The organism is Pseudomonas sp. EL_65y_Pfl2_R96, assembly GCF_963970905.1.
GTDB lineage: Bacteria > Pseudomonadota > Gammaproteobacteria > Pseudomonadales > Pseudomonadaceae > Aquipseudomonas.
The window spans coordinates 25,652-49,519 of sequence record NZ_CAXAQH010000041.1 but is presented as its reverse complement, the minus strand read 5'-3'; the positions used below and the strand labels follow the sequence as shown (position 1 = coordinate 49,519).

The following is a 23,868-nucleotide window of genomic DNA, read 5'->3' as shown; positions in this document are numbered from 1 at the left end:
ACATCGTTGGGTTTTACAACAACGAGCGGCTGCACTCGAAACTGGGATATCTGCCACCGACCGTTTACGAACGGGCAATGGCGTCTAAACCTCCTATCGAGGTGTCCGGAATTAGTTGACCACTACAGATAACCATCATGAAGAAAGAGGCGGCTGGCTCAAAGGAAACAGAGGGGGGCGGCTCTGCCTCTGAGCGGATAGACGCGAGGGTCAAGGCGCTGGACACGGTAAAGATGAACAAGGCGCTGAACGGGGAGGGCGTAGAGGAAAAACCCGAGATGGCCCAGGCAGACGGTGTTGCTGTTGCTGCATCGACGCCAGCCAGGGCGATGGCCTCATCGCGAGCAGACTCGCTCACGCAAGGGGGTCTATGTCGGGCCCAAATAACTGGGGCAATGCAGTTCAAAAGTGTGTGCGGGCTTGTGTGGCGAGGGAGCTTGCTCCCGTTGGGTCGCGCAGCGACCCTGGCATTTCAAAGTTAAACCGCATGCAAAGGGCTTACGACTGCTTCGCAGCCGAGCGGGAGCAAGCTCCCTCGCCACACAAGCCCGCTCTTACAAGGGCTTGCGCTTGATCAGAGGGGCGGTTGGGCAACCAGGCCTTCTTCCCCACGCAGCTGACGGCTCATGTCGTCGCAGCTTTGCGACCAGGCCGTCAGCCACATCGACATCTCGGGTGACTGTTCGGCCAATCCCAGATCCCTGACGATCTCTGTAGATGCAACCGTGCCTTTGGCCGAGCGGAACAGCCCCCGCATGATGACGACGCCAATCACTCGCCCTTTGCTCACGAAGCGGTGTTCCATAAAGCTCCATTTATCGTCCCAGCCGAGCATTTTGGTGTGAATCTCGAACGATTCGAACACCTTCAGCTCACGACGAAACTTGCCCCAGGTATCCCCAACGATCGGTACTGCCTTGTTGCGCAAAGCCACGCGGTAAGCGCCGCTGCGCAGGACGAAATCCATGCGGCCTATATCGGCCAGGGTGAAATAGCGGCCATTGGTGACGTGCCGGTTGAGGTCGAGGTCGAGCGGCCAGACGCGCAGGCGGATGACGGTGGTGGCCAGGGCGTCTACCGGCTTGCGCCAGGGGCGACGAAACAGCATGAGGATAAGTCGAAACCAGAGATTCATAAGGATGCCGAGGGTTGAATGACCGGTGCACTTTAGGGGGGAGAAATCGGATAAGGTAGGTGCACAAATGACTTTTTTCATGCGAAAAGCGCAATCGGGATCATTCATGCACGTCACCCTGCTACTGGCTGATCAATGTTCCGCCGCCAGCGCCACCTTGGCGCTGGAAGTGCTCAGTGCCGCCAACCTGTTCGCCGACACCGCCAGCGCGCCGTTCAATGTGGTTGCCGCCTCACTGGATGGCGGTGACGTCGCCGGATGGGGAGGGCAGACGCTGCACGTGGACCAATCCATCGCCGACATTTCCCGAACCGATCTGGTGGTGATCCCGGGGTTCCTCTTCACACTGAAGGACGCCTTGCCGGCATTTCCCGGTTATGGACCGTGGCTGCGTCAACAGCACGCGCAAGGTGCCGTTGTGGCTTCCATGTGTACGGCAACGTTCATGCTGGCCGAAGCGGGCATGCTGGACGGCATTCGTGTCACCACGCACTGGGCCTTTGCCGATTTTTTTCGGCGCCGGTATTCACAGGCCTGCCTGGAGGAGGCGCAGATCCTCTGCGAGGACAATCGCCTGATCACCTGCGGCGGCGCGACGGCCGCCATGGATCTGTTGCTGCATCTGATCCGCCGGTTCGCGTCACTGGAACTGGCGCAGAAGTGTGGCAAATACCTGCTGGTCGACAACGTGCGCAGCGAGCAATCGGTCTATGTCATGTGGTCACTGCCCAAGCACCATGGGGACAGTGACATCCTGCGGGTTCAAACGTGGCTGGAGGATCATTTCCATCAGCCGCTGCTGATCGATGACTTGGCCGAGCGATTCGGGTTTGGCGTCAGGAACTTCAAGAGGCGTTTCAAGGAAGCCACCGGTTACACGCCGCTGACCTATCTGCAAACGCTACGTCTGGAGCGGGCAAAGCAGCTGCTCGAGTCCACACGAATGACCCTGGACAGCATCACGTACAAAGTGGGCTACGAAGATGGCAACTCGTTTCGCAGGCTTTTTCGGCAGCGAGTGGGCCTGCTTCCGGCGGCTTACCGAAAGAAGTTTCAAGCGAGCGTGGGTTGAGCGACATCCACTGCTGGTCGAGGCTGTGTAAAAACCGGCGTCAAGGCGCAGCGCCCGGACGAACATAGTAATTGTCGAACTCGCCGCTTTCGACGAACTGGAAGCCATGACGGATGTAAAACCGATTCGAAGCGCTCTCTTTGAGCGCGCCCACTCTGATAGGGAGCGCGGCGGCGTCCGCTTCTTTGAAAATCTGTTCGAGGACAGCAGAGCCTACACCTGATCCCTGAGCACTCGGTCGCACATACAAGTGGTCAAGCAGCAGTTCGTTCAGGTGAGGCTTGACCACAATAAAACCAATCCGCACACCGGCCAGCTCGATGTGACGCGTGTTACGGGGATCAAAACCGTTGAGAAAGCGTTCACGGGCACGTACCGGATCAAATCGCCCAACACGCTCCAGACTTTCGCGCATGGCCTCAATTCGAATGGCCACAAGATTGTCCAGGTCGGCGGGTTGAGCCGCGACCAACGTGACTGGAGAATTTTGATCAGGTATGACGGACATCGTCTGCGCTCTAATTATCATCACGGGGAGCCAGCATAGAGCGTGCACCGGCTCGGCGAAGAGTGCTTCGTCGCTGAAAAGGAGCAAAGAGAGTTATAGATTGGCTTCAAGGCTTCGGTGTAGACGCCAGTCATGATGAAATAGCCGCCCGCTTTTGTTGTCCGCAACACTCGATTTGGAGCCGAACATGAAACACGCCGCCGTACTCACCTTCGCCTTGATGCTCAATACAGGGTTATTCAGCCTGCAAGCAGACGCGGCGGGAGATGTTGAGGCGGGTGAGAAGCTGTTTAAGCGAATCTGCGGCGGCTGCCATCAAGTCGGGAGTTCGGCGAGGGGTTCTTTCGGCCCGCAGCTCAATGGCATTTTCGGGCGCCCTGCGGGAAGCACGACGGACTACCAGTACTCATCCGCCATGAAATCATCAGGCGTCGTCTGGGCCCGCGAAACACTCACCGCCTACATCGAAGCTCCAAAGGACGTGGTCCCCGGCACCCGCATGATTTTCTGGGGCCTCAGCGATCCGGAAAAGATCGAAAACCTGTTGGCCTACCTTCAGACATTTCAGCCGCAATAATCGGTGCATGCCTACCTTTGTGGCGAGCGAGCTTGCTCGCGCTGGGCGCGCAACGGCCCCAAAATCTGACAATCATTGCCGATTTTTGTGAGTGCTACGCACTGGTGCGCCAGCCCGGTCAAGCGGGAGCAAGCTCCCTCTCCACAGGTTTCTCAGTCATTGATTGTGGTTCACGCCCACGCTTTTCCGAGTTCCTCCAGACCGGCGTTTTGCAGGTCCTGCGGGTTCATGACCACACGGAACTTGCAGTTGGCCTGGAAGTTGAGGAAGAAGGGTTCCGCATATCCGGGTATTTCGGAGGGATCCACGATATCGATCAGGAAAATTCCACTTCGCATGCCATCTTGCTCAGTGAAATAAGCCGCCTCGGGCTTAATGGTGTCCAGGATGCGGTTCATGATTTCGCCGACCTTCCCGGACCTGACAAACGCGTTGAAAGGCTCATGGGGGAATTCGACCATCAGTAGCATTTTCATTATTCGATACTCTGTTGATGTGGCGCGCTCCTTACCCGGATCCTTACTCCTGGTGTTGATGCCGCAAGCCGTGCCCGCGGTGTGTGGTTAAGAATAGCGAAGGGTGAGAGGTCGTCGGTGCAGGGTTACGGACGGTCGTTACTGTAGAGACGATGCCGACTCACCGATCCCCACTTACTGCTTTACCGGCGTGCAGAGTTCCACAAGTGTTCCGTCAGGGCATCGAACGTAGGAGACGATTTGTCCCCAGGGTTTGGCGCCTGGCGCAGAGATTTCGACGGCGCCCGCCTTCAACGCTCTGGCATGCGCCGCCGGAACGTCCTCGGTCACCAGACCGACTTCGATTCCGAGTGGTTTGGGGGAAGAGTGCGCCGAGACATGGCCGGTGCTGAAGTTCATCGCAGCCAGTTCATCGGCGGCGAATGCCAGCGCGGTTTCTCCCGTTTCGAGTTCGCCGTAGGTGTTGGATTCATGGAGGAAGCGAACGCCAAGCCCGAAGGCTGACGAAAAGAACTGGAGTGAGGCAACAACGTCCGGGACGTAGATGATCATGTAGCCAAATTTCATGAGCGGGCATTCCTTGTCGCGTCAAATGAGTGGCGAATCTAGCAGATTGTTCTGTAAATTTGTTGTCCGTTTTAAAGCGCTCACAGCATCTTTCTTTCGAGTGGGCGCTGATGGCGCGTAGCTGTTTTCAAGCAGTGTCCTGATTTTGGCGATCCACGCTTTTACTAAGCTCGTGTCCGTCCTGTTTCAGTGAGATGACGGCATGTCATTCGCAGACTAGTTCGTTGCAGAGATACTGGCGCTGAACAATGCGGCGGCTGAAGTGTATTCAGAGGGTGTCATCTTCGTGTCATCGACCTAATGGCAACATCCTCGCAAACCGTCTTGAGCGCTCAGCGGAACTCCGTCTGCGGGCCGATGAATTTGCCAGGAATCCCCCCTATGAAAGACGCCTCCCTGTTTGCGGCCATTGACCTGGGGTCCAATGCGTTTCGCATGATGATTGGCCAGTCGGTCAGGCGTAATCAGGGGTTCGTGATCCAGGAAGTGAAAACCCTGCGTGAGCCTGTCCGTTTGGCGGAGGGGTTTCAGGGCGGGGCGCTGGACGAGTTGGCGCTGGATCGGGGATGGCAGGCACTCGCGCGGTTTGGCAAAAAACTGCGCGGCTTCGAGGCGGGGCGTGTGCGGGCAGTGGCGACCAGTGCCGTGCGCGAAGCTGACAATGCTCAATTATTTTTGACCAGCGCGGAGCGGCATCTGGGTTTTTGTATAGACGTCATCTCTGGGCATGAAGAGGCTCGACTGGTGTACGCCGGTGTTGCCCATACGATACCCGGCACAGAGAGTATGCGACTGGTCGTGGATATCGGCGGCGGCTCCACAGAATTGATTCTGGGGCAGGGCACGCAGCCCCTGTTGACCGAGAGCATTGCCATTGGCAGCGGCACTCTTGGCACTCGTTACTTTCAGGGGGGGTGTATCACGGCTCAGGCGCTCCTGGAGGCTGAGCGAGTGGCCACTCTACAGTTTGAAAAAGTTACCCGTCGTTATCGTGCAATGGGTTGGCAGCAGACTATCGGCTCTTCAGGCACCGCACGGATGCTGGCCAAAGTGCTCAAGGCCAATGGCTTGAATGACGATGGTCAAAGCGGTATCACCTACGGCGGTCTGTTGCGCTTGTCGTTGCGTCTGCTGGAAGCGGGGCATGTTAAACAACTCAAATTGGCGGGCTTGCCACCCCATCGCCTGAGTGTCTTGCCCGGTGGTCTGGTGCTCATGCTGGCGGCGTTCAAGGTATTCGGCATCTCGCATATGAGTCCTTCCGAGCCGGGCTTAAGGTTGGGCGTTCTTCATGGCCTGATGTCCAGGCACTGAATGAAGATGCTTCAATAAAAAAGCTGTGCTATTCGGATCAAACAGGTGTGAGGACGTGATGGCTGACAAACTCCGGGTTCTGTTCGTTTGCGCAAAAAATGACGTTCGCTCACTGATGGCCGAAGCGTTGCTTCGGCACATTTGACGATTCAGTCGGGCAAAAAAACGCATGAAAAAACCCGGCTGATGAGGCCGGGTTCTTTGGTCGAGTGTTGCGGTAAAGCCACTCATTCATGCTGCGCGGTTTTCGATCAGACGATCCGAGCCACCTTCAGCGACGCGATTCTCGATCAGACGATCCGAGCCACCTTCAGCAACGCGGTTTTCAATCAGACGATCCGAGCCGCCTTCAGCGACGACCGGGTGAGTAGAAGACGCGGCGAAAGCGTTAACTGCAAAAACCGAGAAAGCGATGCCGAGAAGAGTTTGGCGTTTCATGATGGTGTGCTCCGGGGTGTTATGGGTTGGGTATGGAGCGGATGTTACGCCGAGGATTTTTTATGAGAACTTCATTGAAGTGATGGTGACTATCGACGCGAGCAATGGTTGAAACGTGGTGGGAAAATGCCGCGTCCACGCGTCATGGGCCCACACCCATCGAACATTGGATGCGGGCTGTTTTCCTCAGGTTTACACGAACAGGTCATAGGACAGTTTGCCGATCAGGATCAGCAGCAACACCAGGAACAGCGCCCGGACAAAGGGCACGCCTTTATGAACCGCCAGCCAGGTGCCGGTCAGTGCGCCCAAAATGTTGAATGCCGCCATGGGGATGGCGATCAGGTAGAGCACGTTACCCGTCGGAATGAAGAACATCAGCGCCGCTACGTTGGTCGCGATGTTCACCAGCTTGGCCGACGCCGAGGCGTGCAGGAAGTCGAAGGCGAAGCAGCGGATGAACAGGAAGATCAGAAAGCTGCCAGTGCCGGGCCCGAACAGTCCGTCGTAGAAGCCGATGGCACCGCCGATGCTGATCGCCAGCAGTTTTTCCCTGGTACCGATGTGCATGGGTTTGTGCAGAGCGCCGAAGTCCTTTTTCCAGAAGGTGTAGATCGCCATCAGCACGATCAACACCAGCACCGCCGGCCGGATCACCGACTGGGGGACGAACGACACCGTGGCCGCACCGAAGAAGGACATGACAAACGCCGCACAGGCGGCGGGGATCACCAGGCTCCAGTTGATCACCACCTTGCGCACGAAGGACCGGGCCGCGAATGCGGTGCCGCAGGCTGCCGCAACCTTGTTGGTCCCCAGCAGCGCCGCCGGTTGTGCCGTGGGCAGCACGTTGAACAGCGCGGGAATCTGGATCAGTCCGCCGCCGCCCACCGCCGCATCGATCAGGCCGGCGGAGAAGGCGAACACGCAAAGGATAATAATATCGACCATGAAATCAGGCTCTGACGATGAAGGGTGGGTGAGCGTCCGGCGGCTTCTACGTGTTTCATCGCATCGGCTTGCCTGCGTCCTTGAGCAGGAAGGTTAACGGAAGGGCTTTTAATGTGTTGCAATGCCACGTTGTGAAAAGTGCAACGAGGTGGCGCATGGCATTGGATATGTTGGGGGAACTTGAAGCCTTCGCGACGGTGGCTCGCAAGCGCAGCTTCGTCGCGGCGGCACGTACTCTGGGGCGCTCCCCCAGCGCGCTGACCCGTGCCGTTCAAGCCCTGGAGGAAAGTGTCGGGATCAAGTTGCTCAATCGCTCCTCCAATGCCGTGAGCTTGACCGAGGCGGGTGAGCGCTTGTTGCCCCACGCCTACAAAATGCTGGATCTGCAACGTGAGGCGGATGAAGACCTGGCCGGCATCAGCGGCCAGGCCTACGGCTGGGTCCGCTTTTCCGCCCCCGAGTTCCTTGGCCACGGCGTATTGCCCCGGCTGATCGCGCAGTACGCCGAGCGTTATCCAGATGTGAACGTCGATGTGATTTTCACCGATGAGATCGTCGACCCGGCCAAGAACAAGCTGGACTTCTCGATTCGTGGTGGGTATCCGCAATCCAGTGACCTGATCGGCTTTCCGCTCTGGAGTTATTCACGTTACCTGTACGCCAGCCCCGGGTATCTGGAGCGGCGCGGAATGCCCGACTCCATTGAGGCGCTGGAGGCGCACTCACTGATCCTGCACACGGCACCGCGGATTCTCAAAGAGTGGAATTTTCGCAGTGAGGCGCAGGCCATCAGCTTTCGGGCTCATCCCAAGTTTCGCTTCAACTCCGGTTCGGCGGTGTTCCAGGCGGCCCTGGCGGGCCTCGGCATCGCCCGCCTGGCGGACTGGCTGGCGGAGCCCGAAGTGGAAGCGGGGCGCCTGCTCCGGGTCTGTCCCGAGTACAAACTCACCTCCAGCAGCGGTGAGAGCCCGCAGATGCACGCGGTGTACCCGGCCGGGAATCTGCCGCTGCGGGTGAAGTCGTTGTTGGAGATGATCCGTGGCGTTGGTGAGAGCCTTGATCGAAAGCGTGTGCGGATGCTTTAGGCGGCGACGCATCACGATTCGCGGACACAAAAAACGGGCGCCACTCAGGCTAATGCCAGTCAGTTAAGCGCAACCCCTGTGGGAGCGGGCTTGCTCGCGAAGAGGGAGTGTCAGTCGGCATTGATGTCGCCTGACACACCGCTTTCGCGAGCAAGCCCGCTCCCACAGGTTCCGCGCCTTAACTGACTGGCATTGGCCACCCAGGAACCCGTTTTCGTTTACTCCGTCGCCTGCGCCCGCAAGCGTCTGCCGATCACATCCATCAAGTCACAGCCATCGCGCAGCGGAATGGCCAGCAGTTTGGCAAAGTCCGACAGCACCACCGTGTCGCAACCGATCTCGGCGCGGAAGGCGATGTTTTCCAACACCTGCGTGACCGTGCGGATGCGGTAGTCGGCCATGGCTTGCAGGACGTCGAGTGGGGCTTGGGTGTCGATGAGCAGGGAGGCCGGGATCAGGTCGATTCCGGTGAGGGGCATGTATCTATCCATCGGTGAAACTCCGAATCAGGGTTAAAGGACTGATCCGATCGGCAGGTCGCCAAACCTGGTCGCCATTTGGGCGACGGGCGGACTATAAACATCAATGGGCTAGGGGGCAAGGTGCAGGGGGCTGCGATTGGTGTAGGAAGTGATAGACAAACCCTTCTTTGCGTCTTTTGGAATCATATGCCGCATAGGTTTCAGAGGAGAGAGAAGCTATACTCCTGTGCCATGCACAATCCAGATCATATCCGCGAACTGCTCAAAAAATGGGTCGCCAAGACCATGCCTCATGCTGAGGACGATGTCTTCATTGGGGAGCTTTGCTTCATCAACAAAGCTAGGCGCGCAGATCTTGTGCATGCCAACGGTCAGCTAACGGCGTTCGAAATAAAATCAGCCTCAGATAGCTTGTCCCGATGGGAAGGGCAGCAAGATGCGTATCTCAGTTGTTTTGATCAGGTTTGGCTTTGCTGTCATTCCAAACACATAGAGAAAGCGTTCGGCGTAACACATCGGAGCGTCGGAATTCTTGTGGTTGATGACCTTGGAACTATTGCTGTGGTCAGGAAAGCAACGAACAACAAATTGCGCGATAAATTTACACTTACAGGACTTTTGTGGCGCTCGGAGTTAGATGAAATTTGTAAGGAGTTTCAGCTTGAAACGAAAAGCGTTATGAAGATCAAAGAAGTGCGCCTCGAAGTGGCCGAGGCGCTAGAGTGGGACCTTATACGAGACAAGGTTTTAACTAGGTTGAAGGTTCGTTACTCTCAAGGTCAGACCATGTCATCGATGGAAATATTGTCGCCATCATCTTCATGCTGAAGGAATTGGAGCGTTGCACAAATATGCTGGTTAGCTCTTAGGCCGTTCCATACCCCATTATTCCCATATTTCTCATTTGTTTGGCTAATCCGCCCATACTCTCTGGTCGCCCAGCAAAAGTCATCGCCATGGTAGTCGGGCAACTGACGAATGTCTCTTGCTAATTGAACGTAGTTTTCAAATTCTTTATCTCTTCCTAGCCGCTTCAACCACCATTCATTAGGTGCGTAATAACTAGCAAAAGGGATGACTGCCATGCCGGGAATATATTCCACAGCGGCACCAGGATTTGTGCCAGCGTAATCGCCATAAATTAAATTTATCGCGCCGTTCAGTTGTTTTGCTTCTGCTTGCCAAACTATGTCGTAGCAAATAGCCGTGCTGGAACTTCCTGACTGAGGTTTCTGGCTCGGGAAGGATGAACTAACAAGAGTAACGCTATGAACCCCGTAACTGTCCAGGGTGGATAAGCTATGGTCGAGTGTGCCACCGTTAATGGTGGATATTGGCGACCTGTCTCCAAAGTCTAGGATTGCAATTATGTTTTCTGGGTTTGGTATGGCGTCAAGAATGCTGATTGCCCTGTCCCAGCTAGCTCCTGTTATCTCGGGAGTGCAAATAATTCTGATGGCGATGGTTTCAAACTCTGTTAATAATAGTCTTGCTTGTTGTATGACGTCTCGGGAGTTGTCTGTGTTCAGCCAGGATACAACTGGTATTAGTGAGTTGTTTTGGGTTTTTAATTCGGTGAGCCAAATTCGTTTGTTTTCGAAGTGATTGGCAGGGTTGTGCAAGTCTCTTTCTGCTATAACCTCGTCGGCGATGTCTTGTGGGGATCTGGATATGTCCATCAAATAAGGGTGGTTGCCCCATCCCACAAGGAAATCATTAAGGTTGCGTTCTTTGCCTCTCATGTTTAGAAGTGGTGATACTAATTCTTTACGATTTTCTTCAAGATTTATCAGTGCCTTTACATCGTTTTGACCTACCTTCATACACGGTATGTAAAGCATGTGTACCTTCCTTTGGTGGTGGAGCGTAACTCGACTAGAGGTGGATTGAGCGTAGATACCTTTTTCGATGCCTGGGTCTATGTGATGTATCCGCGTATTTCTGGTTAGATTTTCTACACGAAATAAAAAATACATTTCAAGGCATCAGTTACATTCATTCATGCTTGTGTAAATCCATTTACAATCCCCCGATTGCGTAACGTCCTACCCTCATCCGAGATTTTTCTACTCATGCAAACCCCCGCCACCCAATCCCACCCCCTCTGGCAAACCTACCTCCTGTTCCTCGCGCCCATGGTCCTCTCCAACTTCCTCCAGTCCATGTCCGGCACGATCAACAGCATCTACATCGGCCAAATGCTCGGCACCCAGGCGTTAGCGGCGGTATCCGGCATGTTCCCCGTGGTGTTCTTCTTCATCGCCTTGGTCATCGGCCTCGGCGCTGGCGCTGGGGTTCTGATTGGCCAAGCCTGGGGCGCTCGCGAGCCGCACTTGGTCAAGGCCATCGCCGGTTCGACGTTGCTGTTGGGGGCGATGATCGGGTTGGTGGCGGCGGTGTTGGGCAGTGTGTTCGCCCGGCACGCGTTGCAGGGCTTGGGTACGCCGGCGGATGTGCTGGACGATGCGGTGGCGTATGCGCATGTGATGATGTGGATCTTGCCGTCGTTGTTGGTGTTTGTGTTGTTCACGCAGTTGCTGCGCGGGGTGAGTGACACGGTGTCGCCGCTGTTGGCGTTGGTGGTGTCGACGTGTGTGGGGCTGGCGCTGACGCCGGCGTTGATTCTCGGGTGGTTGGGGTTGCCGCCGCTGGGGATTCAGAGTGCGGCGTGGGCGGGGTTGGTGGGTAACTTGTCGGCGATGGGGTGGTTGGCGTGGCGGTTGCTTCGCAAGGGGCATCCGTTGGCGCCGGATCGGGAGATGTTTGGGGCGATGCGGCTGGATCTGGCGATCCTCGGCAAGGTGTTGCGCATCGGTTTGCCCACGGGGTTGCAGATGGTGGTGTTGTCGTTGTCGGAGCTGGTGATTTTGGCGCTGGTGAACCAGCACGGTTCCCAGGCGACGGCGGCGTACGGGGCGGTGACGCAGATCGTCAATTACGTGCAGTTCCCGGCGTTGTCGATTGCGATCACGGCGTCGATCCTCGGCGCGCAGGCCATCGGCGCCGGGCGCATCGAGCGCATGGGGCCGATTCTGCGCACCGGGCTGTTGATCAACGTGTGCCTGACCGGTGGTTTGGTGGTGTTGGGTTATCTGTTGTCGCACTGGTTGCTGGGGTTGTTCCTCACGGAGGATTCCACCCGGGCGATGGCGGAGCACTTGCTGCACATCATGCTCTGGAGCCTGCTGGTGTTTGGCTTCCAGGCGATCGTCGGCGGCATCATGCGCGCCAGCGGCACGGTGTTGGTGCCGGTGGTGGTTTCGATCGTTTGCGTGGTCGGGGTGCAGTTGCCGATGGCTTATCTGCTGGATGCGCGCTTTGGCTTGCAAGGGGTGTGGATGGCGTTTCCGGTGGCGTATCTGGGTATGCTGATGCTGCAGACGCTGTATTACAAAATGGTCTGGCAGCATCAGAAGATTGAGCGGTTGGTGTAGGTCACGTGTTGCTCTTGAGCCAGGTTTCGAAGCGCGTCGGCCCGACGATGGGGTGTTCTCCTGGCGTCAGCGAGTGGTCATCGATCGGCGCGCCGAAGTAGGGGACCGCGTCGTCCGGTTGGGCCTGGCGCGGGTCGTTGGTGTGTTGCAAGAACAAGCGCACGAACTCCACCAGCGGCCAGCGCTCAGGCCCGGCCACTTCCAAGGTGTTATTGCTCGGCGCTTGCACGGCGATCTTCGCCAGCGCCGTCGCGACATCGAATGCGGCAATCGGTTGCAACGCGGCGGAGGTCAACCGCACGGTGTCGCCGTCCTGCACGCCCGAGTACGAAATGGCCCCGATGAACTCGAAGAACTGCGTGGCCCGCAGCAGGGTGTAGGGAATGCCTGAGTCCTTGATGAGTGTTTCCTGGGCCATTTTCGCCCGGAAGTAACCGCTGTCGAGCATGCGCTCGGTGCCGACCACCGACAGCGCGACATGGTGTTTGACCCCGACGGCTTTTTCGGCGGCGAGCAGGTTACGCCCGGAGGTTTCGAAGAACTCGAGCACGGCAGCGTCTTCGAAGGAGGGCGAGTTGGCCACGTCGACCACCACGTCGGCGCCTTGCAAGGCCTCTTGCAATCCCTCGCCGGTGAGGGCGTTGACGCCGGTGCTCGGTGACGCGGCCAGGGTTTCATGCCCCAGGTCTTGCAGGTTTTTGCAGAGCTGCCTGCCGATCAGCCCAGTACCGCCAATCACGACGATTTTCATGACGAGTCTCCCGATGCGTTCGCAGTGGGTGCGGTGTGTCAGCCCCGCTTGAGCGTCGTTTTTCTGGTCGGGTTGGGGGGCTGGCTTGGAGTCCTGCAACCATTAAAGCCCCGGAATCTGCTCAATGGCGCAAGGGTCGGGAAGTTGTCCGGTAGGTGGTCGCAACCGCCGTTACTCCGGTGGTGTGGCCGGAAGTTGGAGGGTGTTTTTGCGGGCCCCATCGCGAGCAGGCTCGCTCCCACATTTGATCGGCGGCGATCACAGAAAGTGGATTCACTGCATATCCCCTGTGGAAGCGAGCCTGCTCGCGATGAGGCCAGCCCATCCAGCACAAAACCCATTATTGCTTCTGCTGATTCTCCGCCACAGCAGCCTTCGATTTGCTGAACCGGTAGAACAGGTTGGGCTCGCTCACAATGTAGAGCTCGCCGGAGGTGTCCATGGTCATGCCTTCGGCTTGCGGTATGGTTTTTTTGAGGTCATTCAGGCCGAGCAGGGAGCGGAAGCTGACGAAGTTGCCGTTCTGGTCCAGTTCGGTCACGTTGTAGGACTGCTGGCTCAGTATCAACAAGTGACCGGTCCGCGGATCGTAATAACCCTCGGAAAGGTCCAGGCCGAAGACGCTATGGTCGATCCAGTGGGTCAAGTCCTTGATGCGGACCTGCAATGGGCCGCCGATGGACGCCAGCATGCCCGTGACCGTAAACAGCTGCCGCGGATCGCGTTCCTTGATCGCGAAGATACGATCATTGGCCGCATCATAGGTCACGCCTTCAAAGCCTTTGTTGTGCTCGCTCAGGTTGATCTCGACGGCGACAAATGGGGCGTTCTCCACGTGGATCGGGCCAGGGCTGTCCGGCAAGGTGACGACGTACAGTCGCTGCAACTCTTCATCGGCGATCACTACGCGTCCGTTGCCTATGTAAGCAAGGCCTTCGGTGTCCTGGAAGCCGATCAGCGGGTAACGTTCGAGCAGATCGCCGTTGCGGCTCATTGCCACTATCTGCATGGGCGCACCATTGGTGATACCCAGCAGACGATCGTGGTCCGGGTCATAGGCGATACCGGACAAATTGGTGATGTCCGCGACAGGCTTGGCCTGGATAACGGCTTTATAGTCCGGCAGCCAGATATTTTTGTCGGGCGCCTGATTACCATGCCAGAGGTTTTTCCCATACGCATACAGCTGCTGGTGGACCATGAAACGTGCGGAAACCGCGTAGACACCAAGCAGTACAACAATGAAAAATAGTCCCAGCTTCCATTTCTTGCTCATGACTTGTCCTTGTTCCAGCTGAAGCGATAGACCTTTGCGGGTTGTCCGGGCTGGCATTTGCCGTTGTCGGCATCGGCGCCCACGATCGACCATTGCGCGCGAGACGTTTCGCCCAGCTCATGGGCGGCCTGGGGATTGAAACACTGGCCCAGCACTTCATCCGGGACCAAGGCGTAGGCGTCACGGTGTTCGCGCAGCCACTGCGCTGCTTGTTCGACCGAGGAGTTGCTCATCCCGAAATGCACGATCGGCTGCCGGGCGAATAACCAGTGGCCCTCGCGCCAGTTGACCAACACCAGATCGGCGCCGTGGGTCATGGTCGCCGCCTGCGCCATGATCGCTTCATGGGGGTTGGGGCCTTCCTTGATCGGCTCGATGAAACCGCGGGCGAACCACAGAACAAACCAGGTCACCACCAGCGCCTGGAATACCCGCATACCGCGCGGGCGCTTGCCGAACCAGCGCTTGAGCAGCCAGGGAATCAGCGGCGCCGCCACCAGCACCAGCCCTGGCAATGCCGGGTAGATGTACAACTTGCGCTTGCCGCTGCTCAGGCAGAAAAACAGCACCACCAGCACCACCCAGCCCAGCAGCACCAGCACTCGACCGTCGTGCTTGCGCAGTTGCTTGCGCCAGGCCGGTACCAGCCACGGGAGGGTTAGCACCAACGGCAGCCAGTATTGCGGAATCACGTTGACGAAGAAGTACCAGAACGGTTCGCGATGGTCCCACGCGGCGGCATAGCGTGCCGCTGTCTGGCGCAACAGGATTTCCCGCGCATAGGCGATTTCATCCGCGGTGCCATTGAGCACGATGGACAGTGCCAGGGGCAGCAGCCAGACCGCGATGGCGCCGAGCGCAACCACAAAGCCCAGGAACCACTTGCGCTTCTGGCCGGGCATGGCCACCACGCCGGACCAGTTTTTGCGCACTGCGTAGGCATACGGAATCAACATCAGGACCGGGACGAAGCCGACCCCTTTGGTGATCACGCCAATGCCCATGGCGGCGCAACCCACATAAAACCAGCGCCAGGCCGGCCCGAGCAGCAGGTGCCGCGCCAGCCCGTACAGGCCCAGGGACGTGAACAGAATCAACAGGCTGTCGATCTGGCCGGTACGCAGGATGCTGTAAGTCTGGTATGTGGCCAGGTACAACAGCGCCGCTATTCGACCAATGCGCTGATTCCACAGCCGGCGGCCCAGGTCGTAGACCACGGCGGTGACCGTCGCGGCCGACAACAGCCCCGGAATATACAGGGCGAGGGCGGGCAGGCCGGTGAGCCACGCAAAGAATGCCACCATCCACATGAAGACCGGCGGCTTGTCGCCGTAGATCTCCGCGGCGCGGTGGGGGATGAACCATGAGCCGTTGTGCAGCATTTCCAGGGCTACGCCGAGGAAGCGTTCCTCGTCCACGTTCTGCGGTTGACGCAGCCCCAGGCCAGCGCCGATCAATAGCAAGGCAAGCAGCACCAGGCCCAGGCATTCGATGCCGGGCGACAGGGTTTTACGCATGGCTCAGTCCTTCAGGTGTTTGCTGCGGGCAATCAATTGCAAATTGCGCAGATAGACGATGGAGCCAAAGGCCTGGCCGGCGATGAAGACCGGGTCTTCCCGGTAAATGGCATAAGCGAGCAGCAGGGCGCTGCCGACAATGCTCAGATACCAGAAGCTCACCGGAATCACGCTGCGTTTTTTGTATTCGCTGAACAGCCACTGCAAGACGAAGCGACCGGTAAAGGCAATCTGGCCAGCGAAGCCGACCACCAGCCACAGGGTTTCGCGGGAGACGTTCATCCTTCGATCTCCTGTGCGTTGGTGTTCAACCGCGTGCGTTTGATCAGCCACCACACGCCGAACAGGTCGAGAATGCCCACCAGGGCGCGGTCGATGTTGCCGTATTTGGACACCCCGGCGGTGCGAGGCCGATGGTTGACCGGGTGGACGATCATTCGGCCGTTGTGACGCTGGATCAGCGCGGGAATGAACCGATGCATGTGGTCGAAGTACGGCAAGCGCAGAAACGCCGCGCGCTCGATCAACTTCAGCCCGCAGCCGGTGTCCGGGGTCGCGTCATTGAGCAGGCGGCTGCGCAGCCCGTTGGCGAAACGCGATGCCCAGCGTTTACTCGCGGTGTCGCGGCGGTTGACCCGGTGCCCGGCCACCAGTTGAACGTCTACCAGCCCCTGTTCACCACGCACCAGCGCCAACATCCCGGGGATGTCCGCGGGGTCGTTTTGACCGTCGCCATCAAGCGTGGCCAGCCATTGCCCCCGGGCGGCGATCGCCGCGTGGTAGAGCGAGGTGCTTTGCCCCAGCGAGCGCTCATGGCGCAGGATGCGCAACGCATCCAGGCCGCTGTTTTTCAGCTGCCGCAGTTCATGCAGGGTGGAATCGGTGCTGCCATCGTCCACGACAATGATTTCGTAGGCCTCGTCGGCCAATGCGACGCGGATTTCCTCAAGTAACGGTTTGAGGTTGTTCGCTTCGTTCTTTGCTGGAATCAATACAGATACAAAAATGTCTTGGTTCATAGAGTCCCCCCCTTGCTCCTTGGTTTTTTATTTATCAAGGGCTCACGTTTCATATCTGATAGAAGTGGCGATACCACTTCACAAATTCCGCCACGCCTGTCTCAACCGTCACTTGAGGACGGAAGTCGACCCACTCGGCCAGTGCCGAAATATCGGCCCAGGTCTTGATCACATCGCCTGCCTGTAGCGGCATGAAGTTGCGTTGGGCCTTGATGCCCAGCGCGGACTCCAGGCAGTCGACGAACTCCAGCAGCGGCACTGGCTGGCCGCGGCCTATGTTGAAAATCCGGTTTACGCCATCGCCTGGCTCGTTCGGCACGGGTGGCTTGGAGCGCAGGCGGGCGATGCTTTCGACGATGTCGTCGACGTAGGTGAAATCCCGCGACATCTGGCCATGGTTATAGATGTCGATCGGCAAGCCTTTGATGATCGCCTCGGTAAACTTGAACAGCGCCATGTCGGGGCGCCCCCAAGGCCCGTAAACGGTAAAAAAGCGTAAACCGCTGGCTCTCAGGCCATAGAGGTGGCAATAGCTGTGCGCCAGCAGTTCATTGGCTCGTTTGCTGGCGGCATACAGCGAAATGGGATGATCGACGGCGTCTTCGACGCTGAACGGCATTTTGCTGTTGGTGCCGTACACCGAGCTGCTCGAGGCATAGATCAGATGGGCGGGGCGATGGTGCCGGCACGCTTCCAGCACATTCAGAAAACCTACCAGATTGGACTGCGCATAGACGTCCGGGTTATCCAGTGAATAGCGAACACCCGCCTGGGCGGCCAGGTGCACAACCTCGGTAAAGGCATGGGCCTGGAACAACGCCATCAAGGCCGGTTTGTCGACGATATCCTGGGCCTGGAAGCGAAAGCCCGGCAACGATTCCAGCTCCTTGAGCCGGGCGTGTTTGAGTTCCACGCTGTAGTAGTCGTTGAGATTGTCGATACCGACCACTTCAAGGCCTTCGCGACACAAACGCTTGACGGTGTGATACCCGATGAAACCGGCGGCGCCAGTGACCAGAACCGTCATGAGGCCTGCGCCTGTGTGCGACTGATCCCCATCCTGCGCAAAGGACGCCTTTGCATGACAACCCCCTGTAAGTGTTCGCTGATCAACGTATTTTTTTGAGTCGATGCCACCGTAGGCTCCATGCCTTGCTCCATTGTTTTGTTATAGGCCTGCGCAATGCTCATCATGAGCCGCAGAACTCGCAGCCATATACCCTGCCGGCTGAGTTGTAAAAAAAATGTCAAGTGGTTATTTCGATTTTATGACCGCCTCCTTATAGGCCTTCGGTTGTGATGGCCCTCACAACGCGGCACCCAGCATCTTCAGGTATTGAGCGCTCTCGGAAATCGTGTTGTGGTCCGTGTCCGGTATGACCTGCAGCGAGGCCACACCGTTGGCGAAATGCGTGTAGAGCTGGTCCGTGCTTGAGCGTGGTATGACTTCGTCGTGCTCGGCCACCACCAACAGCGTCGGGACCGTGATGTGGGCGGCGTATTTCCAGGATTCAAATTTTTCCTGTAACAGCCACTTCACCGGGAACCAGGGGAACTGGCGGGCGGCGAGGTCTTCAAGGCTGTTGTAGGGCGTGATCAGAATCAGCCGCGAGGCCGGGCGTTGGCTGGCGAGGCGCACGGCAACGCCCGAACCCAGGCTGCGCCCGACCACGGTGATAGTGGGATGGGTGTTGTAGACCCAGTCGAACAAGGTCATGGCATCGCGCTGAATCGCCTCCTCGGAAGGCGACCCGGAACTGCCACCGTAGCCTCGGTAATGAAGCAAGTAGATCGCATGATCTGCAAAAGCCTGCGAGAAGGGGGGCAGGCTGCGGGAAACGTCCTCGGCATTGCCGCCGAAGTAGATCAACGCCTTCGGGCCGTCGTGCGGCCTGACGGTCACCAGCACCTGCGCGTCGGCGACTGACAATGCAAGAAGCGTTTCGGGTGCGTCGATGGCGCGTGGTTGCGGGTAGTAGATGAGGGCGCGTTGAAACACGAACAGCGCGGCGCAGAGCAGCAGGTATGCAATGGCAATGAAAGCGAAGAGAGACGCCAGGGTTCGCGACATTCGGCTAAGTTTAGTGGACGACATGGACTGCTTTGGGCCTTGAGACAGCTATTGCTGGAGCGCCGCCAAAGTGTAGTTCAGTAATTTCAGCTGTACAGGAGAGCCGCGGTGCGGAATCTGTGGGAGCGGGCTTGCCCGCGAAGACGGCGTCACAGTCAACATTGATGTCGCCTGACACACCGCTTTCGCGGGCAAGCCCGCTCCCACAGGGGTTGTGCTTCACTGACTGGCATTGGCCCATACCCATGGCTGTTTTCACCCGCAGAAGAATACTCACGCTGGCTGCCGGTGCTTCGGCGGTCCTCACCTTCGATCCAGCCTTTGCTGCATCGACGCCGTCGACGGAAACAGGAGGCAAGAACATGCTGACCCGAGCCATTCCTTCCAGCAACGAGCCGTTACCCATTGTCGGGTTGGGCACTTATCGCGGCTTTGATGTCGAGCCTTCAAGTCCCGCTTACAAGCATCTGCCCGCCGTTCTCAACGCGTTGTTCGAGAAGGGGGGAAAGGTAATAGACAGCTCGCCCATGTACGGTCGCGCCGAGCAGACGACCGGTGAGTTGCTATCGATCCATCAGCCTCGCTCACCTGCCTTCCTGGCCACCAAAGTCTGGACCCGTGGCCGCGAAGAAGGCATTGCGCAGATGGAACAGTCGTTCAAGCTGTTGCAAACCGACCGTATCGATCTGATGCAGATTCACAACCTGCTGGACTGGAAAACCCATCTGCCCACCTTGCGCGAATGGAAGGCGCAAGGGCGCATTCGCTACATCGGCATCAGCCATTACACGGCGTCGGCGTATGACGAAGTGGAAGCGGTGTTGCAAGCCGAGCCGATGGACTTCCTGCAAATCAACTATGCACTGGACGACCGCACCGTCGAGAAACGAATCCTGCCGCTGTGCCGCGAACGCGGCGTGGCGGTGATCTGCAATCGGCCTTTCGGCGGAGGTGGCTTGCTCGCTCGATTGAAAGGCAAACCGTTACCGGGATGGGCTGCGCAAGTGGGGATCAACAGCTGGGCGCAACTGGCGCTCAAGTTTGTGCTGGCTCATCCGGCGGTGACCTGTGTCATCCCCGGCACCCACAACCCGCGCTACATGGCGGAAAACGCCGGTGCGGGTGGAGGCCCAATGCTGACGGATGCACAGCGCCAGCAGTTGATTGCCCTGGTGGGGTAGTCGTGTTGACAAAGTAGCGGGGCGACCAATGCCAAATGCGGAACCTGTGGGAGCGAGCCTGCTCGCGAAGAGGGATTATCAGTCGACATTAATGTTGCCTGACACACCGTATTCGCGAGCAGGCTCGCTCCCACATGGATTGCGCTTAACTGGCCAGGGCGACGTCATTGCAGGGCCTGGGCAGTCTGCAATGCGTCCGCTGTCTCCAGCGGGATCTCCAAGGTGAAAAGGGCGCCCTGACCGGGTCCGTCGCTATGGACGCGAAGGCGCCCGTTCATCTCTACCGCCGCGAGCGCACAACTGTGCAGGCCAAAACCATGACCTTCCTTGCGTGTGGTGAAACCGTGATTGAAGATGCGGGTCATGTTCTCGGCAGCAATCCCTTCGCCCTGATCCTCTACGCTGAAGCGCAGCGTTGTGTTATCGATAATCTTGACGCCCAGTGTCATATGGCGCTGCCGGTCGCTGACCTTGGACATCGCGTACTTGGCATTGCTGATCAGATTGATCAGGATCAACAGCAGTCGGTGCTTGTCGCCGATGATGGTCGGTGTGGCCTGATAGTCTTTGGTGACGGTGACATGGTGCCGACTCAAGGCACCGGAATTCATGCGTAACGCATCTTCGAACAGATCGATGACGTTCAGCGGCTCGACCAGCCTGGCGGCGCCGGCATAGGCCTGTTGGGTGGCGACGATGTCCTTGATGTGATCGATGCTTTTGGTGAGTTGCGACAGCTCGTCAACGATGCTCGCTTGCTCGGCCGCGATGGAGTTGACCAGTTGATTGAGGTAAACGGGAAGCAGTTTGCCTTTTTCATCGAGCGTGATGAACTGCCCCAGGTCCTGGGCGTGCTCGTTCATCATGTTTACCGCTTTGCCCAGGCCAAGTGTTTTGCTGGCCGCCAATTTGCGGGTGATCAAATCTGCAGAGACGTTAACGCTGTTCAGCACATTACCGACGTTGTGCAGCACATTGGTCGCGATCTCCGCCATGCCGGCCATCCGCGCGGCATCGACCAATTCGCGCTCGGCTTCCAGCAGTTTGCGGGTACGCTCCTCGACACGTTGTTCCAGTCGCTCGTTTGCCGTCTGCAATTCATTGTTCATCTTGTTGATCACCGCATAACTGCGAATCAGGCGGGCGGCCAGGTACAACAACAGAAGCGCCATGATGCCGGCGCATATCCCCAGGTAAAGGTGATATTGGCGATCTGTCGCGCCGGTGCGCCGTTGTGTCTCGTTCAATAACTCGTTGATGCTGTCCAGTTGCTGTGCGACCGGAATGACGCTGATGCGATCAAGCAAGTCATTGACGATGGGCTGCTCTCGAACGGTGGCATTCACGGCGCCTACAAATGCAGTGAAAGGCAGGCGCTGTTCAGGCGGCAGTTGATGGATGTATTCATTCAGAGCTTTCAGATGTTCGGAGATTTCCTCAGCCCTTTCGTCGGAGACATAGAGGGCGTATTCAAGGGTGTCCAACGTAACATCGAACACCAGTGAGGCCGCCGCCGCATGCACCAACGGGAGCTTGTCGTTGACATCTTCGCGCAGCGCCTGAATGCCATCTTCCAGCTCGGGCAGGGCATCCAGTGAAATTCGCAAGGCCGTGTTGTGTTGTTTGAATTGCTCAACCAACTGGATCTTGTTTTCTACCGCATCCAGATAACCCTGCCGTCGAGATTGCCAAAGGGTCGAGAGAGGGCCGGCAGCGTTGAGGCTATCGAGCTGCGCCCATCGCTGTTCCGCTTCAGGAGGCGCCACCAGAAGCAGGTTGTTGTTCAGGCCGATTTTGGCCCGCAGGATTTTCACGTTCCAGTTGGCATCGTATTGCTTGAGTTGACGAACGAAGTCGCGTGACTCGAAGTAGGTCGATGTGTCGTACGAATAGGATTTGATCAGCAAAAATATCAGTACGCTGAAGAGGGTCAGCGCAATGGTGGCCAAGGCAGGCCATTTGTAATGGTTAGAAATCTTCATGGCGGCGTTCCTCCCTCATACAGGCCGTCCTGAGAGAGAGGCTGCCAACGGTTAATGAATTCCATTTTTGCGCTCCCTGCAAAATGGCGAGCAATCGCCACATCATCCGTAAGCCTAGCGTTGTTGGCGGACGGTGCCGGAAAAAACACCGAATGGCTGGGGCGAACGTCAGGGGGTGAGCACAATCGCTCCTTTGACCTGACCGGCCCTCAGGCTTGCCAGCGCCTGATTGGCATCGTCCAGGGTAAAACAGGTGACGTCGCTGTGCACGGGCGTATGACGCAGCTCTTCAAAAAACGCCGTGCCATCTTCGCGGGTAAGGTTCGCTACCGAGCGGACGCTGCGTTCGCCCCACAGCAGTCGATAAGGGAAACCGGGGATGTCGCTCATGTGGATGCCCGCGCAAACCACACAGCCGCCCTTGACGGTGGCTTCCAGCGCCAGGGGCACCAGCGCACCGACGGGGGCGAAGATCAGGCTGGCGTCGAGCGGGTGTGGCGGTGGCTGATCCGAGGGGCCTGCCCACGCCGCTCCCAGGGTTCGGGCATAGGCCTGGCCCTCGCTGTCGCCCGGACGAGTGAAGGCGTACACCTGCTGCCCCCGGCCTCGCGCCACCTGAATCGCCAGATGCGCCGCCGCGCCGAAGCCATAGAGGCCCAGGTGGCGCGCGCCTTTGGCCATTTGCAAGGCGCGAAAACCGATCAGCCCGGCACATAGCAGCGGTGCGGCTTCGGTCGCCAGGAGCGCGTCCGGGAGGGGGAAACAGAAGTGAGCGTCGGCAACTGTGTAGTCGGCATAACCGCCATCCAGATGACAGCCGGTGAACTGTGCCCGGTCGCAGAGGTTCTCCCGGCCCGAGCAGCAGAACGTGCACTCACCGCACGTCCAGCCAAGCCAGGGAACCCCGACGCGCTTGCCAACCCAGTCGGGCGTGACGTCGGCCCCCACCGCCGTCACTTCACCGACGATTTCATGGCCCGGCACCCGCGGCAACACCGCTTGTGGCAACTCACCGTCCAGCAGATGCAGGTCGGTGCGGCACACGCCACAGGCCAAAACCTTGATCAACAGTTGGTGCGCGCCGGGTCGCGGAACAGGACGTTCTTCGCGTTGCAGCGGCTGGCCGGGGCTATGTAAAACCATGGCGCGCATGACGATTCTCCACAAGCCAATGCACCGCAAGGTGTCAGAGGGGCGGCTCCCGGTGACAGCCGGCGACGAGTTGCTTGAGCCCGTCCAGATCCAGGATTTTGACGTTACGCCCGGAAATTTCGACCAGTGCCAGATCCCGCAGATGAGCAATGCCCCGACAGATGGTCTCCAGGCGCAGGCCCAGATAAGAGCCAATCTCTTCGCGCCGCATCTTCAGCACAAAGTCTCTGGACGAGTACCCCCGAATGCTCAGCCGTTGCGACAGGTTCAGCAGGAAGGCGGCCAGGCGTTCATCGGAGTTCATGTTGCCCATCATCATGAGCATGCTGTGATCACGCACGATTTCCCGGCTCAGGAGCTTGTTCATGTTGTGTTGCAGTGAGGGCAGCTCCTGGGCGAGTTTCTCCAGTTGCGCGTAGTGCAGGGGGCAGACTTCGCTGTCCTCAAGGGCAAAGGCGCTGCAGGCGTGCCGATCGTCGCTGATGGCGTCCAGACCGAGCATTTCGCCGGGTATCTGAAAACCGGTCACTTGCTCGCGGCCGTCGACCGACAGCATGCTGGTCTTGAATGAACCGATCCGTACCGCGTAAAGCGAGCGCAACGGATCGCCGGCCCGGTACAGGGCTGCGCCTTTTTTAACCTTTACACGCTGAGTGATCAGAGTATCCAGCCGTTCGACTTCGTGGCTGGTCATGCCAATCGGCAGACACAACTCCAGAACGCTGCAATTGGAACACGCGGCTTTCAGATAATGATGTTGATACGGCCGGGTTTCAGGCATTGCGTAAGCCCCTCTGATGGTGGCTTAAAGCATAGTTCGGATCACCGTTTCAATCGGGCGTTTACAGATGGAGTCGATGAGCGGGAAAAGGCCTGTCCC

Annotated in this window: 24 protein-coding genes and 2 pseudogenes; 8 read left to right on the top strand and 18 right to left on the bottom strand. The window is 58.0% G+C overall.

Annotated elements, in window-relative coordinates:
* Positions 1–574: 574 nt before the first annotated feature.
* Entirely contained in the window at positions 575–1,135 is a 561-nt protein-coding gene (locus AACY49_RS27370) for a thioesterase family protein (protein WP_258700755.1), read from the bottom strand.
* 106 nt (positions 1,136–1,241) lie between these two features.
* Between AACY49_RS27370 and AACY49_RS27365 the strand changes: the two genes are divergently transcribed.
* Positions 1,242–2,207 carry a GlxA family transcriptional regulator gene (locus AACY49_RS27365; protein WP_258696582.1) on the top strand — a complete coding sequence of 322 codons (966 nt, stop codon included), beginning with the start codon at positions 1,242–1,244 and terminating at the stop codon, positions 2,205–2,207.
* A gap of 40 nt (positions 2,208–2,247) precedes the next feature.
* Here AACY49_RS27365 and AACY49_RS27360 read toward each other — a convergent pair whose 3' ends face one another.
* The gene (locus tag AACY49_RS27360; protein WP_339527435.1) at positions 2,248–2,715 is read right to left on the bottom strand and encodes a GNAT family N-acetyltransferase; all 468 of its coding nucleotides are present in this window, start codon (positions 2,713–2,715) and stop codon (positions 2,248–2,250) included.
* A gap of 187 nt (positions 2,716–2,902) precedes the next feature.
* On the opposite strand from AACY49_RS27360, the gene AACY49_RS27355 reads away from it, so the two are divergent.
* A complete protein-coding gene (locus tag AACY49_RS27355) occupies positions 2,903–3,292 on the top strand; it encodes a c-type cytochrome (protein WP_258696580.1) in 390 nt (129 codons plus the stop codon).
* 170 nt (positions 3,293–3,462) lie between these two features.
* Here AACY49_RS27355 and AACY49_RS27350 read toward each other — a convergent pair whose 3' ends face one another.
* Together AACY49_RS27350 and AACY49_RS27345 are read right to left on the bottom strand one after the other, a co-directional pair.
* Complete coding sequence (locus AACY49_RS27350; RefSeq protein ID WP_258696579.1) at positions 3,463–3,768, bottom strand: panthothenate synthetase; 306 nt, start codon at positions 3,766–3,768, stop codon at positions 3,463–3,465.
* 174 nt (positions 3,769–3,942) lie between these two features.
* Positions 3,943–4,335, bottom strand: coding sequence for a VOC family protein (locus AACY49_RS27345; protein WP_258696578.1), 393 nt, complete (start codon positions 4,333–4,335; stop codon positions 3,943–3,945).
* Positions 4,336–4,716: 381 nt separating this feature from the next.
* Here AACY49_RS27345 and AACY49_RS27340 point away from each other — a divergent pair, with 381 nt between their 5' ends.
* Together AACY49_RS27340 and AACY49_RS27335 are read left to right on the top strand one after the other, a co-directional pair.
* Complete coding sequence (locus tag AACY49_RS27340) at positions 4,717–5,649, top strand: Ppx/GppA family phosphatase (protein ID WP_339527434.1); 933 nt, start codon at positions 4,717–4,719, stop codon at positions 5,647–5,649.
* Between the two features lie 58 nt (positions 5,650–5,707).
* Positions 5,708–5,788: pseudogene (locus AACY49_RS27335) on the top strand (arsenate reductase/protein-tyrosine-phosphatase family protein); the annotation flags it as partial.
* A gap of 95 nt (positions 5,789–5,883) precedes the next feature.
* Here AACY49_RS27335 and AACY49_RS27330 read toward each other — a convergent pair.
* Together AACY49_RS27330 and AACY49_RS27325 are read right to left on the bottom strand one after the other, a co-directional pair.
* A pseudogene (locus AACY49_RS27330) lies at positions 5,884–6,087 on the bottom strand (phage infection protein); the annotation flags it as partial.
* 192 nt (positions 6,088–6,279) lie between these two features.
* Complete coding sequence (locus tag AACY49_RS27325) at positions 6,280–7,038, bottom strand: sulfite exporter TauE/SafE family protein (RefSeq protein ID WP_339527433.1); 759 nt, start codon at positions 7,036–7,038, stop codon at positions 6,280–6,282.
* A 155-nt stretch (positions 7,039–7,193) separates the two neighbouring features.
* On the opposite strand from AACY49_RS27325, the gene AACY49_RS27320 reads away from it, so the two are divergent.
* Positions 7,194–8,123, top strand: a complete 930-nt coding sequence (locus AACY49_RS27320; protein ID WP_339527432.1) for a LysR family transcriptional regulator — start codon at positions 7,194–7,196, stop codon at positions 8,121–8,123.
* Positions 8,124–8,341: 218 nt separating this feature from the next.
* On the opposite strand, the gene AACY49_RS27315 is transcribed toward AACY49_RS27320, so the two are convergent.
* Positions 8,342–8,614, bottom strand: coding sequence for a hypothetical protein (locus tag AACY49_RS27315; protein WP_315866214.1), 273 nt, complete (start codon positions 8,612–8,614; stop codon positions 8,342–8,344).
* A gap of 222 nt (positions 8,615–8,836) precedes the next feature.
* On the opposite strand from AACY49_RS27315, the gene AACY49_RS27310 reads away from it, so the two are divergent.
* Positions 8,837–9,433, top strand: coding sequence for a sce7726 family protein (locus tag AACY49_RS27310; protein WP_339527431.1), 597 nt, complete (start codon positions 8,837–8,839; stop codon positions 9,431–9,433).
* Here AACY49_RS27310 and AACY49_RS27305 read toward each other — a convergent pair.
* The gene (locus AACY49_RS27305) at positions 9,385–10,446 is read right to left on the bottom strand and encodes a beta family protein (protein WP_339527430.1); all 1,062 of its coding nucleotides are present in this window, start codon (positions 10,444–10,446) and stop codon (positions 9,385–9,387) included. The genes AACY49_RS27310 and AACY49_RS27305 overlap by 49 nt on opposite strands.
* Before the next feature lie 231 nt (positions 10,447–10,677).
* Between AACY49_RS27305 and AACY49_RS27300 the strand changes: the two genes are divergently transcribed.
* The gene (locus AACY49_RS27300) at positions 10,678–12,039 is read left to right on the top strand and encodes an MATE family efflux transporter (protein WP_339527429.1); all 1,362 of its coding nucleotides are present in this window, start codon (positions 10,678–10,680) and stop codon (positions 12,037–12,039) included.
* 1 nt (position 12,040) lies between these two features.
* On the opposite strand, the gene AACY49_RS27295 is transcribed toward AACY49_RS27300, so the two are convergent.
* The 7 genes from AACY49_RS27295 to AACY49_RS27265 all read right to left on the bottom strand — a co-directional run bounded on the left by AACY49_RS27295 (position 12,041) and on the right by AACY49_RS27265 (position 18,697).
* Entirely contained in the window at positions 12,041–12,790 is a 750-nt protein-coding gene (locus AACY49_RS27295) for an SDR family oxidoreductase (protein WP_339527428.1), read from the bottom strand.
* A 340-nt stretch (positions 12,791–13,130) separates the two neighbouring features.
* The gene (locus tag AACY49_RS27290) at positions 13,131–14,066 is read right to left on the bottom strand and encodes an SdiA-regulated domain-containing protein (RefSeq protein ID WP_339527427.1); all 936 of its coding nucleotides are present in this window, start codon (positions 14,064–14,066) and stop codon (positions 13,131–13,133) included.
* Entirely contained in the window at positions 14,063–15,583 is a 1,521-nt protein-coding gene (locus tag AACY49_RS27285; protein WP_258696567.1) for an ArnT family glycosyltransferase, read from the bottom strand. Before AACY49_RS27285 ends, AACY49_RS27290 begins: the two co-directional genes overlap by 4 nt.
* Before the next feature lie 3 nt (positions 15,584–15,586).
* The gene (locus AACY49_RS27280) at positions 15,587–15,865 is read right to left on the bottom strand and encodes a lipid-A-disaccharide synthase N-terminal domain-containing protein (protein ID WP_258696566.1); all 279 of its coding nucleotides are present in this window, start codon (positions 15,863–15,865) and stop codon (positions 15,587–15,589) included.
* On the bottom strand, positions 15,862–16,602 hold the full coding sequence (locus tag AACY49_RS27275; protein WP_258696565.1) for a glycosyltransferase family 2 protein: 741 nt from the start codon (positions 16,600–16,602) through the stop codon (positions 15,862–15,864). The genes AACY49_RS27280 and AACY49_RS27275 overlap by 4 nt, the downstream gene beginning before the upstream one ends.
* Positions 16,603–16,651: 49 nt before the next feature.
* The gene (locus AACY49_RS27270) at positions 16,652–17,629 is read right to left on the bottom strand and encodes an NAD-dependent epimerase (protein ID WP_339527426.1); all 978 of its coding nucleotides are present in this window, start codon (positions 17,627–17,629) and stop codon (positions 16,652–16,654) included.
* Between the two features lie 279 nt (positions 17,630–17,908).
* On the bottom strand, positions 17,909–18,697 hold the full coding sequence (locus AACY49_RS27265; protein ID WP_339527425.1) for an alpha/beta hydrolase: 789 nt from the start codon (positions 18,695–18,697) through the stop codon (positions 17,909–17,911).
* Between the two features lie 338 nt (positions 18,698–19,035).
* On the opposite strand from AACY49_RS27265, the gene AACY49_RS27260 reads away from it, so the two are divergent.
* Entirely contained in the window at positions 19,036–19,854 is an 819-nt protein-coding gene (locus tag AACY49_RS27260; protein WP_339527436.1) for an aldo/keto reductase, read from the top strand.
* Positions 19,855–20,018: 164 nt separating this feature from the next.
* Here the strand turns inward: AACY49_RS27260 and AACY49_RS27255 are convergent, their stop codons facing one another.
* The 3 genes from AACY49_RS27255 to fnr all read right to left on the bottom strand — a co-directional run bounded on the left by AACY49_RS27255 (position 20,019) and on the right by fnr (position 23,769).
* The gene (locus tag AACY49_RS27255) at positions 20,019–21,836 is read right to left on the bottom strand and encodes a DAHL domain-containing protein (protein WP_339527424.1); all 1,818 of its coding nucleotides are present in this window, start codon (positions 21,834–21,836) and stop codon (positions 20,019–20,021) included.
* A 168-nt stretch (positions 21,837–22,004) separates the two neighbouring features.
* Complete coding sequence (locus tag AACY49_RS27250; protein ID WP_339527423.1) at positions 22,005–22,988, bottom strand: zinc-dependent alcohol dehydrogenase family protein; 984 nt, start codon at positions 22,986–22,988, stop codon at positions 22,005–22,007.
* Positions 22,989–23,022: 34 nt separating this feature from the next.
* Positions 23,023–23,769: a fumarate/nitrate reduction transcriptional regulator Fnr gene (fnr, locus tag AACY49_RS27245; protein ID WP_258696559.1), complete on the bottom strand. Its 747-nt coding sequence runs from the start codon at positions 23,767–23,769 to the stop codon at positions 23,023–23,025.
* Between the last annotated feature and the right edge of the window lie 99 nt (positions 23,770–23,868).

Excerpts from the sequence above, each read along its gene's own strand:
- AACY49_RS27370 (WP_258700755.1), bottom strand. The coding sequence starts at position 1,135 with ATGAATCTCTGGTTTCGACTTATCCTCATGCTGTTTCGTCGCCCCTGG.
- AACY49_RS27365 (WP_258696582.1), top strand. The coding sequence starts at position 1,242 with ATGCACGTCACCCTGCTACTGGCTGATCAATGTTCCGCCGCCAGCGCC.
- AACY49_RS27360 (WP_339527435.1), bottom strand. The coding sequence starts at position 2,715 with ATGTCCGTCATACCTGATCAAAATTCTCCAGTCACGTTGGTCGCGGCT.
- AACY49_RS27355 (WP_258696580.1), top strand. The coding sequence starts at position 2,903 with ATGAAACACGCCGCCGTACTCACCTTCGCCTTGATGCTCAATACAGGG.
- AACY49_RS27350 (WP_258696579.1), bottom strand. The coding sequence starts at position 3,768 with ATGAAAATGCTACTGATGGTCGAATTCCCCCATGAGCCTTTCAACGCG.
- AACY49_RS27345 (WP_258696578.1), bottom strand. The coding sequence starts at position 4,335 with ATGAAATTTGGCTACATGATCATCTACGTCCCGGACGTTGTTGCCTCA.
- AACY49_RS27340 (WP_339527434.1), top strand. The coding sequence starts at position 4,717 with ATGAAAGACGCCTCCCTGTTTGCGGCCATTGACCTGGGGTCCAATGCG.
- AACY49_RS27325 (WP_339527433.1), bottom strand. The coding sequence starts at position 7,038 with ATGGTCGATATTATTATCCTTTGCGTGTTCGCCTTCTCCGCCGGCCTG.
- AACY49_RS27320 (WP_339527432.1), top strand. The coding sequence starts at position 7,194 with ATGGCATTGGATATGTTGGGGGAACTTGAAGCCTTCGCGACGGTGGCT.
- AACY49_RS27315 (WP_315866214.1), bottom strand. The coding sequence starts at position 8,614 with ATGGATAGATACATGCCCCTCACCGGAATCGACCTGATCCCGGCCTCC.
- AACY49_RS27310 (WP_339527431.1), top strand. The coding sequence starts at position 8,837 with ATGCACAATCCAGATCATATCCGCGAACTGCTCAAAAAATGGGTCGCC.
- AACY49_RS27305 (WP_339527430.1), bottom strand. The coding sequence starts at position 10,446 with ATGCTTTACATACCGTGTATGAAGGTAGGTCAAAACGATGTAAAGGCA.
- AACY49_RS27300 (WP_339527429.1), top strand. The coding sequence starts at position 10,678 with ATGCAAACCCCCGCCACCCAATCCCACCCCCTCTGGCAAACCTACCTC.
- AACY49_RS27295 (WP_339527428.1), bottom strand. The coding sequence starts at position 12,790 with ATGAAAATCGTCGTGATTGGCGGTACTGGGCTGATCGGCAGGCAGCTC.
- AACY49_RS27290 (WP_339527427.1), bottom strand. The coding sequence starts at position 14,066 with ATGAGCAAGAAATGGAAGCTGGGACTATTTTTCATTGTTGTACTGCTT.
- AACY49_RS27285 (WP_258696567.1), bottom strand. The coding sequence starts at position 15,583 with ATGCGTAAAACCCTGTCGCCCGGCATCGAATGCCTGGGCCTGGTGCTG.
- AACY49_RS27280 (WP_258696566.1), bottom strand. The coding sequence starts at position 15,865 with ATGAACGTCTCCCGCGAAACCCTGTGGCTGGTGGTCGGCTTCGCTGGC.
- AACY49_RS27275 (WP_258696565.1), bottom strand. The coding sequence starts at position 16,602 with ATGAACCAAGACATTTTTGTATCTGTATTGATTCCAGCAAAGAACGAA.
- AACY49_RS27270 (WP_339527426.1), bottom strand. The coding sequence starts at position 17,629 with ATGACGGTTCTGGTCACTGGCGCCGCCGGTTTCATCGGGTATCACACC.
- AACY49_RS27265 (WP_339527425.1), bottom strand. The coding sequence starts at position 18,697 with ATGTCGTCCACTAAACTTAGCCGAATGTCGCGAACCCTGGCGTCTCTC.
- AACY49_RS27260 (WP_339527436.1), top strand. The coding sequence starts at position 19,036 with ATGCTGACCCGAGCCATTCCTTCCAGCAACGAGCCGTTACCCATTGTC.
- AACY49_RS27255 (WP_339527424.1), bottom strand. The coding sequence starts at position 21,836 with ATGAAGATTTCTAACCATTACAAATGGCCTGCCTTGGCCACCATTGCG.
- AACY49_RS27250 (WP_339527423.1), bottom strand. The coding sequence starts at position 22,988 with ATGCGCGCCATGGTTTTACATAGCCCCGGCCAGCCGCTGCAACGCGAA.
- fnr (WP_258696559.1), bottom strand. The coding sequence starts at position 23,769 with ATGCCTGAAACCCGGCCGTATCAACATCATTATCTGAAAGCCGCGTGT.